The following is a 17089-nucleotide window of genomic DNA, read 5'->3' as shown; positions in this document are numbered from 1 at the left end:
CGACGTTCGGCGCGCCGGTCGGGGCCTACTCCGGCGGCTCGTACGGCCGACTGCTCCCGTCGTCCGGGAGCCGACGCAGGTACTTCGCGAACAGGTCCGCCACACGGGTGTACGCGTCGAGGACGTGATCCAGTTCGCCGAACCCGTGCGGCTCGCCCTCGTACCGGCGGAGCTCGTGGCGGGCGTCGTGTTTCTCCAGCTCGGCGACGAGCTGCTCCGACTGGCTGATCGGGACGCGGGCGTCCTCCTCGCCGTGGAGCACCATGAGCGGGTCGTCGATGTCGGGGACGGTCCGGATCGGGCTCGCGTCGCGGTAGGCGTCGAGGTCGGCGACGAAGTCGCCCAGCTCGCGCTTGAGTAGTTGCCACCCCACGTCGTCGGTGTCGTCGACGAACGACTCGTAGTCGTACACGCCGTAGAAGGCGGCGCCGGCGCGGAACCGGTCGCTGTTGCCGAGCGCGTTCACGGTCATCAGCCCGCCGCCGGAGCCGCCGAATATCCCGACGCGGTCGCCGTCGACGGCGTCGTAGCGCGCCGCCGTCGCGTCCGCGGCGCGGATCACGTCGTCGAGGTCGCCGCCGCCCCAGTCGCCGTCGTTCGCCATGCGGAACGCCCGACCGAACCCGTCGGAGCCGCGGTAGTTGGGGCGGACGACCGCGTAGCCGAGCGCCGCGAAGTACGCCGCCCGGTGGTCGAAACCGAAGCCGTCGAAGGCGGTCGGACCGCCGTGCGGCTTCACGAGGAGCGGGACGGAGTCCGGCTCGGCGGCCGACGCGGGCGGGTGGACCACCGCGTTGACCCCGGTCCCGTCGGAGTCGTAGGTGAACGCCTCCGGGGCCGGAAGCCGGTCCGACAGCCCCGCCGTCGCCGTCGGCGTGCGTCGCTCGCCGGTCGCCGCGTCGACCGCGGTCGGCGGCTCGGTCGGCGTCTCCCGGACTGACAGCACGCGGTCGCCGTCCCACCGCGGTGCGCCGTGGATCGCGTCGCCGGTCGCGAGGGCGGTCGCGTCGGCGGCCGCGTCGGGGTCGGCGCCCGTCCCGGGGCCGGCGTCCGCGAGCGCGCCGTCGACGTCGACCGCGTGGACGTGCGTCCGGCCGCCCGCGGTGGCGGTCACGGCGAGCCTGTCGCCCGCGTCGTTCCACTCGGGCGCGGCGATCTCGGTCTCCGGGACGCCGTAGATCGGCGTCGGCGAGTCGCTCCCGTCGGCCGCAGGTTCGTCGCCGCCGACGCCGTACACCGCGTCGTATCCGCTGCCGTCGTGGACGAACGCGACCGCCTCGTCGTCGCCGGGTCGCGGGCGCGGACAGGCCGCCCGGACGCCCGGTTCGGCGAACAGTTCGGTGACGGCCCCGCTGCCGTCGCCACCGAACGGGACGCGGACGAGCGCGGCCTCGTAGTCGAACAGGTCGGCGTGTGCCGAGCGCGTCGCGACGACGCTGTCGCCCTGCCAGTGCGGGTCGGCGTAGAGGTACTCGCCGGTCGCGATCGCCTCGATCCGGTCGCCGTCGGGGGAGACGACCGCGAGGCTCGCCCGCGAGAAGGCGTCGGTGACGATCGTGATCCCGGGCTCGCCCCACGCGAGGCCGGAGATGCCGCCCTCCAAGTCGGTCAGCACCTCGACCGCGCCGGTGTCGGCGTCGACGGTCGCCAGCTCGGCGTCGCCGGTGACGAAGGCGATCCGGTCGCCGTCGGGGCTCCAGTCGAGCCACCGCGCGTCGGTGCGCCCGTAGCGCATGGCCGACGCCCCTTGGCTCGTGAGCCGGCGGTCCTCGCCGTCGGTCGCCAGCCAGACGTCGGTGGTCAGCTCGCGGTTCTTCGCGTACGCGATCCGCCCGTCGGGTCCGACCGCGGCTTGGACAACGCGGTCTGCGACGGCCATGTCGGCGAGCAGCCCGTCGTAGTCGGTGTCTCTGAGGTCTCGTCGGTACACGTGTGTCACTGCGGTGAGCGAGCACTTGGGCGTATGGCTCCCGGAAGGGGTAGCTCACGAGACGTTGGACTCGTTATCACGGCGCAATTGAACCCTCTCCCGCTGAGAGTCCGCTGAGCGCGTGCCGAACGCAGAACGCAAGCGTTGTACTCTCCCGTGTTCTGCGGGGCGATCTGCCGTGTGAATCTGGACGGAGACCGTCTCGACGCTTAATTCGCGCAGTGAGAAGCGGGTATCGGGCGTCCACTCGTGCGTCTCGTGCCAGTCTCCCGATTATTCCTGATACTGCGGCACACGGGTGAATAAAAAATATATGACGTCCTTCGTAGATCCCAGTCGTGTCTGAGTTCCTCACTCCGCCCCCTGTCGAACCCGGCGATCGGGTCGCGGTCGTCGCGCCGGCGTCGAACGCACCCGAATCTGCGCGGTTCGTCTACGAACTCGGTCTCGAGCGAATGCGCGACGTTTTCGACCTCGATCCGGTGGAGTATCAGACCGCGACCGCCGACCCGGAGTGGCTTGCGGACAATCCGGAGGCACGCGCCGAGGAGGTTATGAACGCATTCCGCGACCCGGACGTCTCAGCCGTGATCGCAAACATCGGAGGCCACGACCAGATCACGATCCTCCCGTATCTCGACGGAGACGTACTCCGTGAACACCCGACCCGGTTCTACGGGTACTCAGACAACACGAACCTGGCCCTGTTCCTCTGGAACCAGGGGATCGTCTCGTACTACGGCGGATCGACGCTGCTCGAATACGCGATGGACGGAGAGATGTTCGATTACACGGAGGAGTACCTGCGGCGTGCGCTCTTCGAGGACTCGATCGGCGACTGGACCGAAGCAGAGGTGTTCACTGACGAGGCCGGGGACTGGGAAGATCCGGAGTCGGTCGAGACTACTCGCGAGATCGAACAATCCGACGGCCGGATCTGGCGCGGCGGTGAAGAGGCGGTCTCGGGTCGGATCTGGGGCGGTTGCTACGCAGTCCTCGTCGAACAGTTCCTCGCCGATCGGTACCTGCCCGACCCCGACGCGCTGACCGGTACTGTCCTCGCGCTAGAGACGAGCGAATTGGTCCCTGACCCGGCCGTCGTCGGTGCGAACCTTCGCGCACTCGGCGAGCGCGGCCTTCTCGAACGATTCGACGGTGTGCTTGTCGGACGCCCCGCCGCTCGCTCACACATCGAAGAGAATCCGCGAGAGTGGCGGGCGGAGTATCGGGAGCGCCAGCGCGAGGCGATTAGTGACGCGTTCGAGACGTACAATCCGAACGCTCCCGTTGTCTTCAATTGCGAGTTCGGACACACGTACCCGACGTGTCCCATTCCGATCGGCGGTGAGGTCGAAATCGACCCCTCGACCGCATCCATTCGCCTTCTTTGAGTTCACGGCGGGCTAGAATCCGGTGCCAGATAGATTCTCTGTGTCCAGACGGAATGAGACCGGGGTTCACGCGCAAGGTGTGCCGGCCACCGCTGACCGGGGGTGGTGTACAGGCGCAGGTCATTCTGAGGCCGCAGCTACCTGTTCCACCAACAGTCTTCGACGACGAGGGATCGATCGAGGACGCCGAGGTCCGTGATTCCGCTTTGGCGAGGTTGCGGGCGATGCCGTCCGGGTCGTGGCAGGGGCGAGCGTGCTCGATACTGCTCCGTATCGGTGGTTCGAGAGACGTCGTGTCGACACCGCCGGGCTCGGTATCGTTTCCGTCGCGGTCGACGGTCGATTTCGGATCCTGCCGGACGAGGGTCCCGCCGAGCCGGTTCCGGTCGACGGTCCACGGAGAACCGCAACACGGGTAGGCGATCTCGGCGCCGCGTCCAGTGAAAGTCGGATGCGTGCGAGGGACCCGTTAATCTGCGGAACGGGACCCGAACCGCAGCGTCTCGGACGATTTAACGATCCGATCGCAGAGACGCGATCGACCCCAAATTCGGGTGTTTGACAGACGACCCGAGAACCGACGGGTTCGAAGCGAGCACGGTGGGATTCGAACCCACGGCCATCGGATTAGAAGTCCGACGCTCTATCCTGGCTGAGCTACGTGCCCTCACTCGACTCTGATCCGCCGCGTCTAAAAAACGCCCGCGGTTCGCGGCGGGCCGCTCAGCACCGGCCAACAGCAGACCTAAGTCCGCGAGCGGAGTAGCGACCGGTAATGAACGTCATCGGAACCGTCGGCCTCCCCGGCAGCGGGAAGGGGGAGGCGGCAAACGTGGCCGAGGCGGCTGGCATCCCCGTCGTCGTCATGGGCGACGTGGTCCGCGCCGAGTGTCGCCGCCGCGGGCTCGACCCGGCGCAACACCACGGCCGGATGGCCGGCACGCTCCGCGAGGAGGAGGGCGACGACGCCATCGCCGCTCGGACGCTCCCGCGCATCCGGGAGGCGGCGGCCAAGAGCGAGCGCGGCGAGACCGTCGTCGTCGACGGTCTCCGCTCGACCGTCGAGCTCGAACGCTTCCGCGAGGCGTTCGGCGACGACTTCACGCTCGTCGCGATCCGCGCGCCCTTCGAGCTCCGCGCCGAGCGGCTGGGCGAGCGCGGCCGCGACGACTCCGACTCGGACCTGGCGTCGCTCCGCAGGCGCGACGCCCGCGAGATCGACCTCGGACTCGGCGAGACGTTGGAGCGCGCCGACGTCGAGATCGACAACACCGACAGCCTCGCGGCGTTCCGCGAGCGCGTCCGCGAAGTGCTGGGCGTCGACGGCGAGGGCGCGGACCGCTCGGACGGCGACGCCGCCGAGGCGGCCGAGGCCGGGGGTGACGGCGCGTGATCTACAGCGTCGACGTTCGGATCGAGGTGCCGGTCCACGACACGGAGGTGACCGACCGGGTCGCCGACGCGGTCGAGAACGTCTTCCCGGACGCGGAGCCGGTCCACGAGGACGGGCGGCTCGTCTCCGAGACGCACAGCCTCGACGCGTTCTCCGACGTGCTCCACGAGCAGGAGATCCTCGACACCGCCCGCCGCGTCTTCCGACAGAACCGCACCGACGACGGGTTCGCCTTCTCGTTGAAGAAGCAGGCGGCGCTCGAAGGCGTCGTCAACTTCGCGGTCGGCGATCCGGACGAACTCGGTGAGATCGACGTCGAGGTGCGCGTCCGCGAGCCGGACGTCGAGTCGTTCATCGACTACGTCGCGCCCGAGACCGACGGGGGGCAGCCGGTCGACCCCGTCCGCGAGTACGGCGACCGGTTCGACCCCGAGGACGAGGCGTACTGAGGCGCCGACCCGGCGCGCCCGTCGCCGCTCTCCCGGTCACTCGGCCCGTCGCTCACTGATCCACCAGTCACTCGGCCGTGGCGCCGGCCGCGGCCCCGCCGACCGCGCCGAAGACGACCGGATAGACGAGCCCCGCGAGCAGCGCCGCCGTGACGAGCGTCGGGGCGACGCTGCCGCCGTCGCCGACGGCGTACCGGAACAGGAAGGCGCCGATCACCGCGAGCGGGAGGTAGCCGACGACGGCGAGCGCGCCGGACTGCGCGCCGTCGACCGGCGTCGCCGCGCCGGCCGCGCGCGCTATCCCGACCCCGGCGACGACGAGCAGCAGCGGCGGCACGGCGTACAGGAACGTCAGCCCGGCGTCGCTCTGCGCGACGAAGTTCACCGAGCGGGCGGCGCCGATCAGCGAGGGCACGTTCACGTCCACGAAGTGCGCGTTGTAGAACACCCAGCCGACGCCGCGCCACACCGAGATGGTGTCGCCGCCGAACAGGTCGGCGAAGAAGTTGATCCCGGAGAGCCCCTCCTCGACCCGGCCGCTCTGCGTGACGTAGACGACCAGGTAGCCGAGGACGTACGAGACCGCGCCCGCGACCGCCCCGACGACCGCGCCGCGGCCGAGGCTCCTTTCCGCCCCTGTCGCGCTCGATCCGCCGCTGGCTGTCGAAGACATGCGCCCGGTATCGTTTCGGCGGGCGTAAGTGTTTGTTGGGTCGGATCGGGACGCGAAACGATCGCGTCGACGGCCGCAGGAGTGCGTCTATCGGCGGACACCGTCGGATCAGGCCGTCGCCTCGCGCCACTCCGACTGCGAGATCGTGTACCGGACCTCGTCGTGGACGGTGCCGTCCGCGTAGACCAGCTCGTTGCGGAGCCGCCCCTCGCGTCGCCCGCCGAGACGGTCGACGTACCGTTCGATCGCGCGCCGCGACTTCTCGTTGTCGGGGTGGTGGCCCACGGCGACGACATCCAGGTCGAGGTCCGCGAACGCGACCTCGGCGAGCGCGGCGGCGCGCTCGCCGGAGTAGCCGCGGCCCCAGAACCGCTTGCGGAGCCACGTGCCGAGCGTCGCAGTCCGCTTTTCCCAGTCGACCCCGAAGCCGCCGAAGCCGACTATCTCGCCCGCACCGTCCTCCCCCTCGCGGGGGTAGATCACGTACGTCGCCGCCTCGCCGTCCTCGAAGCGCTCGCGCCCGCGTTCGAGGAACTCTAGCGTCTCCTTCTTCGTCTCGTGGGGGTCCCACGTGACGAACTCGGTCACCTCGTCGATGCCGGGATCGGACGAGCAGATCCGATAGCACTCGTCGAGGTCGACGTGTTCGGGACTCCGCACCTCCAGCCGAAGCCGGTCCGTCTCGATGGTCTCGGGGAACACGTCGTGAGGGTCGTCGCCCGCCGAATAAATTCCACCGGCGCCCTGCGACGGGTTGTCACGGGCACCGACCGCCGTCGGTCGTCGAACGCCGTCAGTCGCCGAAGGCGTCGGCGAGGTCGCCGCCGACGCTCGCGATCGCGTCGCGCGCCCGGTCGACCTCCGGCATCGTCATGAACCCGTGGACCATCGCGGGGTAGTTCTCGTATCGGGTCGCCACGCCGTCGGCGACGAGCTGCTCCGCGTACGCCCTCCCGCCGTCCCGGAGCGGGTCGAAGCCCGCTGTGACGACCGTCGCGGGCGCGACGCCGGAGAGGTCGCCGGCGTTGATCGGGTCGGCGTACGGGTTCCGACGGTGGATGTCGCTCCGGTAGTAGGCCGCCGAGAACCACTCGATGTCCGCCCGGGAGAGGACGGTCCCGGCGTGTTCCCGCATCGACTCCTGGTCGGGGTCGACGCCGATCCCCGGGTACAGGAGCGCCTGTCGGGCGATGTCGGGGCCGTCCCGCTCGGCGGCCATGAGGGCGGTCACCGCGGCGAGGGTGCCGCCGGCGGAGTCGCCCGCGACCGCGAGGTCGCCGGTCCCGCGGAGCCGCTCGGTCGCGTCCGCGGCCCGCTCGACGGCGGCGTACGCGTCCGCGACCGCGGCCGGGAAGGGGTGTTCAGGCGCGAGCCGGTACTCGACCGAGAGGACGGCGCACCCGCTCTCCCGGGTCAGGTGCCGACAGAGCCAGTCGTGGGTCTCGACGCTGCCGAGGACGAACCCCCCGCCGTGGAAGAAGACGACCGTCGGGTAGGGGGGCTCGGCGGCGGGGAGGTAGAGCCGCGCGTCGAGGTCGCCGACCGTCGCCCGGTCGCCGAGGGCGCGCCGCGCGTCGTCGTCTTCGGGTCCGGGAAGGGTCAGCGACTCGGTTGCGCCCACGCTCGGCGGGTCGCGGTTCCGGATCCGCATCAGCGGGTCGGTCAGGCGACGGAGGAGCTTCAGCCGGTAGCGACCGTGCGGGAGCGGGACCCGCGACTGTCGGGCGGCGACGCGCTCCGCCTGGGGGTCGATCTGTTCGGCGCTCACGGTCCGGAAGTCGTCGCCCCGCCGACAAGACGGTTGCGGCGGGGTCGGCTGTCGGGCGGTCGGTGGGGCCGTCGGGGTCCCGACTCAGCCCGCGACGCCGACCGCCCGCAGCTCCTCGCGGATCGCGTCGCGTTTCACCAGCGCGAAGCCGACACAGATGGTGAGGAAGCCCGCGACCGTCGTCGGGGTGATCCCCTCGTCGAGGACGAGCCAGCCGACGGCGGCCGCGAACACCGGCGCGACGTAGGAGACGAGGTTGATCTCGATCGGGCCGAGCCGGTCGAGCAGGTCGAAGTAGATGAGGAAGCCGATCCCGCTGGCGACGACCGAGAGGTAACCCAAGGCGAGCAGCGACTCCGTCGTCCAGGTCGCGTCGGCGACCGACTCGCCGAGCGCGAGCGCGAGCAGGTGGGTGAGCCCCGCGCCGAGGAGCATCGACCACGCCTCCATCGTCTCGATGGCGATGTCGGCCTCCGAGGCCCGCGAGAGGACGGAGCCGAGCGCGAACGAGGTCGCCGCGAGCAGCACGAGCAGCTTCGCGACGGTGCCGCCGCCGGTCAGGTTGGCGGGGTCGGGGTTCGCGAGGACGACCGCCCCGGCGAGGCCGATCCCGAGGCCGAGCGCGCCGACCGCGGTCAGCCGCTCCGCCGGCAGGAGGGCGCGGGCGAACACCGTGGTCAACACCGGCGAGAGGCTGACGATAACGGCCGCGACGGCGCTCGTCACCGCCGGGTCACTCTCCCCGACGAACAGGAAGGCGTGGTAGGCGGCGATGATGAACACGGCGCCGGAGACGACCTCGAGCCACTGGTCCCGGCCGCGCGGGACCGGGTCGTCGACCGCGTACGCCGCGTACGCGAGCATGACGACGCCGGCGACGTCGAACCGGAACGCCGCGAACAGCACGGGCGGGAAGTACGCCAATCCCGCGTTGATCGCGACGAACGCGGAGCCCCACGCGGCGGCGAGGACGAGGAACAGCGAGAGGTTTCTGAGACGGCTCACGGTCGTCGTCTCCGGGCGGCGAGCCAAAAGGTTCCGGAAACGGTCGCGGTCGCCGGATCCGGTCGACGGGAGGGGGCCGTCAGCGGACCCGGTACCCGTCTGCGTCGCGGGCGACCACGCCCACGTCGGAGAGCCGCCGCAGGGCGTCCGCGACCGTCGACTCGCGCGCGCCGACCTCGTCGGCGACCGCCGCGGGCGTGCCGTCGGTCTCGACCACCGCGGCGATGACGGTCGCGAAGAAGCGGCTGTCGGCCTGCCCGCCGAGCCGCTCGTCGATCTCGGCGAGCGTGTCCTCGACGCGGCCCTGGACCCACCGCTGGGCGAGCGAGAGCTCCCGGTCGAGGTCTTGGAGGCGGGTGAACTCCTCCGCGAGCTCCGCGAGGTCGCCGGTCGTGCCCGACCCGTCGGGGCCCTCGATCGAGAGGTGCGGACAGCGACCGGACATGTCGAGGCTGTTCTTCGCCGGGTACGCGCTCTTCGCGCCGAAGCCGTACGGCGAGACGCTCACCTCCAGCCGGAGGCTGCGCGCGATCCGGAAGTACTTCCGCCGCTGGTCGTCCGTCGTCGACTCGACGAGCCCGGCCTCCTCCAGCTTCCGCAGGTGGTCGATCACCGCCTTCGGGCTCACGTCCAGGTACTCCGAGATCTCCGTGACGTAACACGGCTTGGTGGCGAGAAGCCGGAGGATGCGCCGCCGGTTCTCGTTGCCGAGGAGATCGAGCAGTACCGCGGAGTCCATTAACGTGTGGTTAGCGTCCAGCGGATAAAAGGTTGGCTTCCGTGACCGGTCGCGTTCCGCTCGGAGCGTCAGGGTACGGCGATTCGGTGCGAACGCGGACAGTCTGTGCCGCTCGTGTCACCCCTTCGCTCGGCGGTAGCCGACGCGTCCGAACGACCCGCCGGGGACGCATCGGCTGTCGCGACCCTCCCGTTTATCACGGTGGAACCGGGAACGTTAGGGGATGAGTTCGGGGGGCAGTTCCGGCGCGAGCGGATCGAGCGGAGGCGGAGAGGGCGGGACCGTGAGCGGCGCGGAGGAGTTCGACTTCGCCGCGCCCGCGACCGACCAGTCGTTCGAGAACGCGCTCGCGAAGGCCCGCGACGGCGCTCGGCTGACGGTCGACGACGCCACCGAACTGCTCGCCACCGGCACGGGGGCGGCCGGGATCGACCCCGTCCGCAAGGAGGCGGTGTTAGAGGCCGCCGACCGGCGCCGGCGCGAGGAGGTGGGCGACGAGGTCACCTTCGTCGCCAACCTGAACAACAACGTCACCACCGCGTGTAACACCGGCTGCCTGTTCTGTAACTTCAAGGACTCCGCGCACGCGTTCGAGGCAGACAGCGACGTCGAGCACGCGGGGTTCACCAAGCCGCCCGCCGAGTCGCGCGCGGTCGTCGAAGACGCCCTCGACATGGGGATCTACGAGGTATGCTCCGTCTCGGGGCTCCACCCCGCGTTCGCGCTGAACGAGGAACATCACGAGATCCTCGCCGCGCACGACGACCCCGCGAGCGAGGTGAACTACAAGCCGCCCGAGCGGTACGCGACCGACCCGGGCACCTACGTCGAGCAGTTGGACGCGATGTCGGTCGGCGGCGTCCACCTCCACTCGATGACCCCGGAGGAAGCGTATCACGCCTCTCGGGGCACTGATTGGGAGTACGAGTCTGTGTACCGCGAGCTGGCGGCCGCCGGGCTCGACTCCGCACCGGGCACCGCCGCCGAGATCCTCGTCGACGAGGTCCGCGACGTGATCTGTCCGGGGAAGATCCGCACCGACGACTGGGTGGCGGCGATGGAGGGCGCGGCCGCCGCCGGCCTCGACGTCACCTCGACGATGATGTACGGCCACGTCGAGACGGTCGCGCACCGCGCGCAACACCTGAAGGTGATCCGAGACCTCCAAGACCGCACGGGCGCGATCACGGAGTTCGTTCCGCTCTCCTTCATCCACCAGAACACCCCGCTCTACCGGCGCGGCGTCGTCGACTCCGGCCCCTCGCACGCCGAGGACGAGCTCGTGGTCGCGGTCGCGCGGCTCTTCTTAGACAACGTCGATCACGTCCAGGCGTCGTGGGTGAAGTCGGGCGACGCCCACGGGCTCAAACTCCTCAACTGCGGCGCGGACGACTTCATGGGCACCATCCTCTCGGAGGAGATCACCAGCCGCGCGGGCGGCGAGTACGGCGAGTACCGCTCGTTCGACGACTACGTCGAGATGATCACGGCGATCGGCCGGACCCCGGTCGAGCGCTCGACCGACTACCGGACCCGGCGCCGGATCGACCCCGACGACGGGCCGCACGGCCCGCGTCTCGGCCCCCGCGCCGACGGGACTCCACTGCTCGCGAACCGCTCGTCCGACGGCGGACGCGGCGGCGGCGCGGTCGGAACGCCGCCGGCCGACGCCGACGACTGAACCGGCTCCGACGGATCGGTTAGCGGCCGAACACGTTCCGCCGGACCCCTGGCGACTCTCATCGAGTGGGAACCCCCGGTACGCCCTTTGTTATGTCACACGTCACCACGTGTGAGATGACCGCACCCGACGCACAGCCGGTCGGCCGCTCGGGAGAGAGCAACGGCGACGGCCGCGGAGAGAGCAACGGCGACGGCCGCGGAGAGAGCAACGGCGACGGCCGCGGAGAGAGCCTCGACGCGCCCTCGCTGACGCGCTCCGACGAGCGGCTGTTGGCGTACCTCGACGACGTGGGGACGGACTACCCGGCCTTCGTCGCGAGCAACACGGGACTGTACGCCGACCACGTCGAGTCGCGGCTGGAGGCGCTCGCGGCCGCGGGGCTCGTCGAGCGCGTGACCGGAGAGACCGTCTACCGTCTCACCGACGCGGGGCGGGCGGCGCTCCGCGACGACTGCCCGCGCTGGTCGGACTGAGGCGGAGGGCGCTCTGCGGGCCGCGGCGCCCGACTACCGCCCGAGTTCCGCGTGCGCCGACGAGAGGTGGCGGGAGCCGAGCGCCGCGAGCAGCGACAGTTCGCCGGCGAGCGCGCAGACCGCGATCGACTCCGCGAGCGCGTCGGCGTTGCTGCCGGCGGGGTCGCCGCCGCCGGCGACGCCGAGGATTTCCAGGCTCGCCTGCTGGGTCGGGAGCTTCGTCCCGCCGCCGACCGTCCCCACTTCGAGACTTGCCAGCGAGACGGAGACGTAGAGGTCGCCGTCGGCGGTCGTCTCGGCGGTCGTGATCGCGTTCGCCCCCTCGACGACCTGCGCCTCGTCCTGCCCGGTGGCGAGGAACATCGCCGCGACCGCGTTGGCGACGTGGGCGTTGAAGCCGAGCGCGCCCGCCTTCGCGGAGCCGACGAGGTTCTTCCGGGTGTTGATCTCAGCGATCGCCTCCGGGGTCGTGTGGAGGCGCTCCTCGACGGTCTCGCGTGGGACCGTCGCGTCGGCGACGACCGAGCGCCCGCGCCCCTCGACGGCGTTGATCGCGGCCGGCTTCTTGTCCGAACAGAGGTTCCCCGACAGCGCGACCAGCGAGGCGTCCGTCTCCGCCTCGATAACGTCGCAGGCCTCTCGGGTCGCGATGGTTGCCATGTTCATCCCCATCGCGTCTTTCGTGTCGTAGCGGAACCGGCAGAACACGTTGTTGCCGACGACGTACGGCGTCACGTCGAGCAGTTCGCCGTGGCTCGTCGTCGACTCCGCGGCCTCGCGCAGCGCGGGGACGTTGTCGCGCAGCCACGCGACGAGCGCCTCGGCCTCGGCGACGCCAGCGACCTGGAAGACGGGCGCGCGCGTCATCCCGCTCTTCGTCACGCGCGCGGTCGCGCCGCCGGCGTCCTCGACGACGGAGCAGCCGCGGTTGATCGACGCGACCAGCGCGCCCTCGGTGGTCGCCAGCGGCAGGTAGCGCTCGGCCGTCCCCGCGCCGCCGTCGACGGTCACCGGACCGGCGACGCCCACGGGGACCTGGACCCCGCCGAGGGTGTTCTCGATGTTCGAGCCGTGGACCGCCGCGGCGTCGAACGCGTACTCGCCGAGCGGGTCGAGGTCGGCGTCGGTCGCCTCCGCGACGAGCAGCCGGCGCGCGGCGGCCGCGGCGTCGGCGTCGGCGTGGTCTTCCAGCTCGTGGAAGCGGAGGTCGCCGTCGCGGACCCGGGCCGCGAGGTCCGCGGGAGTCGGTTGCGACATGCCGCCCTCTCCTCGCGGCGGGCGCTAATTACTGTCGGTTCGGCGGGCCTCCCGGGGCGAGCGGAGCGGACCGACGGGGCGAGCTACCGGCCGACGAACCCCGAGAGCCGCTCGCGGAGCGACTCGCCGCCGAGCTTGAGGTAGTAGGCGTCGCCCCCGTCCTCGTAGTAGTCGTCGATGCGGCGGATCACCTCGAAGCCGAGGTGCTCGTAGAAGCCGAGCGCCTGCCGGTTGGTCGTGCGGGCGTGACAGGTGACGGACCGGTGGTTCTCCGCGACGTCGGCGATCAGGCGCTCGGCGTGGCCGCGGCCGCGGTGATCGGGGTGAACGGCGAGAAAGAGGATGTAGCCGTCGCGCCGGACGGAGGCGAACGCGGCGAGCCGGTCGTTCTCGACGAGGAGGTGGGCGGTCGACCGGCGGTACGCGTCGACGAAGAAACCGCGTCGCTGTCGGAGGACGCCCTCAGCGGACCGAATCTGCTCTTTGAGCTCCCACGCGGCGGTCGCGTAGTCGGACTCGCCGGGCGGGTCGGTCCGTTTCTCGACGTTGACGCTCACTGCGATGACCTAACACGCGGGCGGAATATAACTCCACCGCCAGCGGGGACCGTTGCGGGCGGTAGCTCCGCTCTCAACGGGTCGGGACCGTATCGAAGGCCGGGTCCGAGGCGGGTCGGTACCCGGACCGCCTGCGGACGCCGGCGCGGGCCGAGCGCTCGACGGAAACGTTTTGTCGCGGTCGCGCGTGGTCGCGATCAATGACCGACGAGTCGTCGGGGGTCGAGCTGCTCCGACGGGCCTTCCTCACCGGCGTCGCCGTCATCGTCCCCGCCGTCATCACGCTGGCCGTGCTCGCGTTCGCGTTCAACGCGGTGTACGACTACCTCGACGCGTTCTCCTCGGCGGTCGTGGCCGTGACGCCGGGAGCCGGACTCCCGGTGATCGGCGCGGTCTCCCGCGAGACCGCGATCGAGGTCGCGACGCCGGTCGTGTTCGTGGCCGCGATCCTCCTCGTGGGCGCCGGCGTCGAGTCCTCGCGGTACGGCGAGCGCGCGGTCGACTACGTCGACGACGCGGTCGAGCGGGTCCCGGGCGTCGGCTCCGTCTACCAGGGGTTCCGACAGATGAGCGACGCGATGCTCGACTCGGAGGGCGGGAACTTCCGCGAGGTCGTCCTCGTCGAGTTCCCGACCGAGGAGACGTACACGCTCGCGTTCGTCACGAGCGAGACCCCCGATGTCATCGCGGACCACGCGGACGGCGATGGCGACGGGATGCGAACGCTGTTCATGCCGATGGCCCCGAACCCGGTGATGGGCGGCCACGTCGTCTTCGTCCCCGACCGCCGGGTCGTCGACGTCGAACTGACCGTCGACGAGGGGATCCGCGCGCTGGTCACGAGCGGGGTCGCGCTTGAGGAGGTCGCGGCCGACCTCGACGACGTCGACCCGGATGACCTCCGCCCCGGCGCGCCGGAGCGGACCATCGACGCCCGGTTCCCGGCGGACGGGCGACCGGAGAACGCGGAGGAGCCCCGCGACGAGAGCGGCGGAGAGGGCCACAAGACCGGCGGAGAGGGCCACAAGACCGGCGGAGAGGGCCGCGAGGGCGGCCGAAGCGTGGACGAGCGATGACCTACGAGCTCCGCGACCACACCGCCGACGTCGCCGTCGAGGCGACCGCCGAGACCCCCTCGGCGCTGTTCGCCGCGGTCGCCGACGGACTTACGGCCGCGAGCGCGGAGTCCGTTCCGGCGACGGGCGGCGAGCGGTTCGAGCTAACGGTCACCGCCGAGAGCCGCGAGGCGCTGCTGTTCGACTACCTCGACCGGCTGATATACGAGCGCGACGTGCGGCTCGTGCTCCCGGCCGATCACCGCTGTACGGTCGCCGAACCGGACGACGGGAACGGCGAGGACGACCCCGCGGAGCCGGGCGAGTGGCGGCTCGCGGCCAGCGCGCGCGGCGTCCCGCTCGGCGCGGTGGCCGCCCGAGAGATCAAGGCCGTCACCTACTCCGAGATGGCTCTCGAACGCCGCGGCGACGAGTGGTACGCGTACGTCGTGTTCGACGTGTGAGGCCGTGCCCCCCGCCTCGGAGCCGGCCGTGAGGAACCATTATAGTTATCGAACACATTGGTAACGTATGTCACACTCAGAGCGGAGCGACAGGATCGGATCGACGGTGACGGAGCGGCGGTGGCGCGCGGGGGCGAGCGGCGGGCTCGTGGCCGGCGCCGCGATGGGCGCCGTGTTACACTTCGGTCTCGGGCTCATGCCGACGATCGGCGCGCTGGTCGGGGTAGAGACGGTCCTCGTCGGGTGGGCCGTCCACCTGTTCAACAGCGCGCTGTTCGGTGCGCTGTTCGTCGCCGTCTTCGACCGCCCCTTCTTCGCGGAGCTCCGGGGAGATGTCGGCGGGTGCCTCTCGCTCGGCGTCGTCCACTCCGCGCTGCTGGGCGTGCTCACCGGCGGCCTGCTGTTGCCGGCCGCGATCGCGATCGAGGGCGCGACCGCGCTGCCGGTGCCGACGCTCCCGGTGCCGGGACTGACGGCCAGCTTCGAGTTCGGCGCGGTCATCGCGGTCGCGCACCTGCTGTACGGGCTCGTCCTCGGCCGAGTCTTCGCCGCGTTCACGCTCGCCGAGGGCGCGATCGGCTGGCTCCCGATCGACCCGCTCGACCAGTAGGCGGTCGCGGTCGGGCGACGGGCGTCGATCTCGACGGACTCGCTCGCGTCGCCGCCCGCTGACGCAACGCCCTTGCCTCCCCGCGTCGAACGCCGGGTATGACAACGCGCGAGTTCGATGGGATCCGACTGGAGAAAGTGCGCGAGCACGTCTGGGAGATCCCCCGCGAGGGCGACATGAACGTCCCCGCCCGGGTCCTCGCCAGCGAGTCGCTGCTCGAGGAGATTGGCGACGACGACTCGCTCCAGCAGTTGAAAAACGCCACTCACCTTCCCGGCATCGTCGAGCCCGCGCTCTGTATGCCCGACGGGCACCAGGGGTACGGCTTCCCGGTCGGCGGCGTGGGCGCTATCGACGCCCGAACCGGCTGTATTTCGCCGGGAGCGGTCGGCTATGACATTAACTGCGGCGTCAGAATGGTGCGAACGAATCTCACCTACGACGACGTGCGCGGCCGGGAGGAGGAGCTGGTCGACGCGCTGTTCGAGGCCGTCCCGTCGGGACTGGGCGGCGGCGGCGTGATAGACGGCGACGCCGACGCGATCGAGGGCGCGCTCGAACGGGGCGTCGAGTGGGCGGTCGAGGAGGGGTACGGGATCGAGAGCGACCTCGCGCGCTGCGAGGACGAGGGGCGTCGCCCCGACGCCCGGCCGGAGTACGTCTCCCAGAAGGCGATGGACCGCGGCCGGAACCAGATGGGGTCGCTCGGTTCGGGCAACCACTTCCTGGAGGTCCAGCGCGTCACCGACGTGTTCCGCGGGGACGTGGCCGAGGCGTACGGCCTCGAAGCGGACGGCATCGTCGTCTTAATCCACTGCGGGAGCCGCGGGCTGGGCCACCAGACCTGTAACGACTACCTCCGGCGGATCGAGCAGGAGCACGACGACCTGCTCGCCGAGCTCCCCGACAAGGAGCTCGCGGCCGCGCCGGCCGGCTCCGACCTGGCCGACGAGTACTACGGCGCGATGGGCGCGTGTATCAACTTCGCGTGGGTGAACCGCCAGCTGATCACGCATCAGGCGCGCGAGACGTTCGGCCAGGTGTTCGGCGCCGACCCGATCGAGGACCTCGGGATGGAGCTGCTGTACGACGTGGCGCACAACATCGCCAAGAAGGAGACCCACGAGGTCGGCGTCGACGCCGAGGGGCGCCCGGCCGTCGGCGACGCGGCCGTCGACCGCGCGGAGCGCGAGCTGTACGTCCACCGCAAGGGCGCGACGCGGGCATTTCCCGCCGGCAACAGGGACGTGCCCGAGGCGTACCGCGGGGTCGGCCAGCCCGTCATCATCCCCGGCAGCATGGGCGCGGGCTCGTACGTCCTCCGCGGCGGCGAGGAGTCGATGGGCGTCTCGTTCGGCTCGACCGCCCACGGCGCGGGGCGGCTGATGAGCCGCACGCAGGCGAAACAGGAGTTCTGGGGCGGCGACGTACAGGACGACCTCGAAGACGGCCAACAGATCTACGTGAAGGCGCAGTCCGGTGCCACCATCGCCGAGGAGGCCCCCGGCGTCTACAAGGACATCGACGAGGTGATCCGCGTGAGCGACGAGCTCGGCATCGGCGACAAGGTCGCCCGCACGTTCCCGGTCTGTAACATCAAGGGGTGACGACGGGCCCGGTCGCCCGCCCGCCCCCAGCGCA

Annotated in this window: 17 protein-coding genes and 1 tRNA gene; 9 read left to right on the top strand and 9 right to left on the bottom strand. The window is 70.9% G+C overall.

The window, feature by feature from the left end:
- Positions 1–25: 25 nt before the first annotated feature.
- Positions 26–1930 (bottom strand): prolyl oligopeptidase family serine peptidase, encoded by a 1905-nt coding sequence (locus EXE51_RS09010; RefSeq protein ID WP_137692540.1) that lies wholly within the window; start codon positions 1928–1930, stop codon positions 26–28.
- Between the two features lie 338 nt (positions 1931–2268).
- On the opposite strand from EXE51_RS09010, the gene EXE51_RS09005 reads away from it, so the two are divergent.
- Positions 2269–3321 (top strand): S66 peptidase family protein, encoded by a 1053-nt coding sequence (locus EXE51_RS09005; protein ID WP_137692539.1) that lies wholly within the window; start codon positions 2269–2271, stop codon positions 3319–3321.
- A 592-nt stretch (positions 3322–3913) separates the two neighbouring features.
- Here EXE51_RS09005 and EXE51_RS09000 read toward each other — a convergent pair.
- A tRNA-Arg gene (locus EXE51_RS09000) sits at positions 3914–3988 on the bottom strand.
- A 108-nt stretch (positions 3989–4096) separates the two neighbouring features.
- Here EXE51_RS09000 and EXE51_RS08995 point away from each other — a divergent pair.
- Both EXE51_RS08995 and EXE51_RS08990 read left to right on the top strand, forming a co-directional pair.
- Positions 4097–4714, top strand: a complete 618-nt coding sequence (locus EXE51_RS08995) for an AAA family ATPase (protein WP_137692538.1) — start codon at positions 4097–4099, stop codon at positions 4712–4714.
- Entirely contained in the window at positions 4711–5163 is a 453-nt protein-coding gene (locus tag EXE51_RS08990) for an RNA-binding domain-containing protein (protein WP_049930931.1), read from the top strand. Before EXE51_RS08995 ends, EXE51_RS08990 begins: the two co-directional genes overlap by 4 nt.
- 67 nt (positions 5164–5230) lie before the next feature.
- Here EXE51_RS08990 and EXE51_RS08985 read toward each other — a convergent pair whose 3' ends face one another.
- The 5 genes from EXE51_RS08985 to EXE51_RS08965 form a co-directional block, all read right to left on the bottom strand.
- Complete coding sequence (locus EXE51_RS08985; RefSeq protein WP_086216857.1) at positions 5231–5836, bottom strand: transporter; 606 nt, start codon at positions 5834–5836, stop codon at positions 5231–5233.
- A 108-nt stretch (positions 5837–5944) separates the two neighbouring features.
- Positions 5945–6538 carry a GNAT family N-acetyltransferase gene (locus EXE51_RS08980; RefSeq protein ID WP_094553058.1) on the bottom strand — a complete coding sequence of 198 codons (594 nt, stop codon included), beginning with the start codon at positions 6536–6538 and terminating at the stop codon, positions 5945–5947.
- A gap of 91 nt (positions 6539–6629) precedes the next feature.
- Complete coding sequence (locus EXE51_RS08975) at positions 6630–7604, bottom strand: alpha/beta hydrolase (RefSeq protein ID WP_089308574.1); 975 nt, start codon at positions 7602–7604, stop codon at positions 6630–6632.
- Positions 7605–7688: 84 nt separating this feature from the next.
- Positions 7689–8609 carry a DMT family transporter gene (locus EXE51_RS08970; protein WP_049930924.1) on the bottom strand — a complete coding sequence of 307 codons (921 nt, stop codon included), beginning with the start codon at positions 8607–8609 and terminating at the stop codon, positions 7689–7691.
- Positions 8610–8688: 79 nt separating this feature from the next.
- Positions 8689–9348, bottom strand: a complete 660-nt coding sequence (locus tag EXE51_RS08965; RefSeq protein WP_049930922.1) for an ArsR family transcriptional regulator — start codon at positions 9346–9348, stop codon at positions 8689–8691.
- Positions 9349–9571: 223 nt separating this feature from the next.
- Here EXE51_RS08965 and cofH point away from each other — a divergent pair, with 223 nt between their 5' ends.
- Positions 9572–11029 (top strand): 7,8-didemethyl-8-hydroxy-5-deazariboflavin synthase subunit CofH, encoded by a 1458-nt coding sequence (cofH, locus tag EXE51_RS08960; protein ID WP_049930920.1) that lies wholly within the window; start codon positions 9572–9574, stop codon positions 11027–11029.
- Between the two features lie 116 nt (positions 11030–11145).
- Positions 11146–11505, top strand: coding sequence for a DUF2250 domain-containing protein (locus EXE51_RS08955; protein WP_137692537.1), 360 nt, complete (start codon positions 11146–11148; stop codon positions 11503–11505).
- A gap of 33 nt (positions 11506–11538) precedes the next feature.
- Here the strand turns inward: EXE51_RS08955 and hmgA are convergent, their stop codons facing one another.
- Complete coding sequence (gene hmgA, locus EXE51_RS08950; protein WP_049930916.1) at positions 11539–12762, bottom strand: hydroxymethylglutaryl-CoA reductase (NADPH); 1224 nt, start codon at positions 12760–12762, stop codon at positions 11539–11541.
- Positions 12763–12845: 83 nt separating this feature from the next.
- Positions 12846–13319: an N-acetyltransferase gene (locus tag EXE51_RS08945; protein WP_008441952.1), complete on the bottom strand. Its 474-nt coding sequence runs from the start codon at positions 13317–13319 to the stop codon at positions 12846–12848.
- A 200-nt stretch (positions 13320–13519) separates the two neighbouring features.
- Here EXE51_RS08945 and EXE51_RS08940 point away from each other — a divergent pair, with 200 nt between their 5' ends.
- The 4 genes from EXE51_RS08940 (at position 13520) to EXE51_RS08925 (ending at position 17055) form a co-directional block, all read left to right on the top strand.
- A complete protein-coding gene (locus EXE51_RS08940) occupies positions 13520–14395 on the top strand; it encodes a DUF502 domain-containing protein (protein WP_137692536.1) in 876 nt (291 codons plus the stop codon).
- Positions 14392–14838 carry an archease gene (locus EXE51_RS08935; protein WP_049930913.1) on the top strand — a complete coding sequence of 149 codons (447 nt, stop codon included), beginning with the start codon at positions 14392–14394 and terminating at the stop codon, positions 14836–14838. The genes EXE51_RS08940 and EXE51_RS08935 overlap by 4 nt, the downstream gene beginning before the upstream one ends.
- Positions 14839–14905: 67 nt before the next feature.
- Positions 14906–15448, top strand: coding sequence for a hypothetical protein (locus EXE51_RS08930; RefSeq protein ID WP_137692535.1), 543 nt, complete (start codon positions 14906–14908; stop codon positions 15446–15448).
- A 98-nt stretch (positions 15449–15546) separates the two neighbouring features.
- Positions 15547–17055 carry an RtcB family protein gene (locus tag EXE51_RS08925; protein ID WP_137692534.1) on the top strand — a complete coding sequence of 503 codons (1509 nt, stop codon included), beginning with the start codon at positions 15547–15549 and terminating at the stop codon, positions 17053–17055.
- The last annotated feature ends 34 nt before the right edge of the window (positions 17056–17089 follow it).

The organism is Halorubrum sp. CGM5_25_10-8B, assembly GCF_005435095.1.
GTDB classification, from domain to species: domain Archaea; phylum Halobacteriota; class Halobacteria; order Halobacteriales; family Haloferacaceae; genus Halorubrum; species Halorubrum ezzemoulense.
Note: the sequence above shows the minus strand (reverse complement) of the source record. Positions and strands in the feature narration are given on the sequence as shown.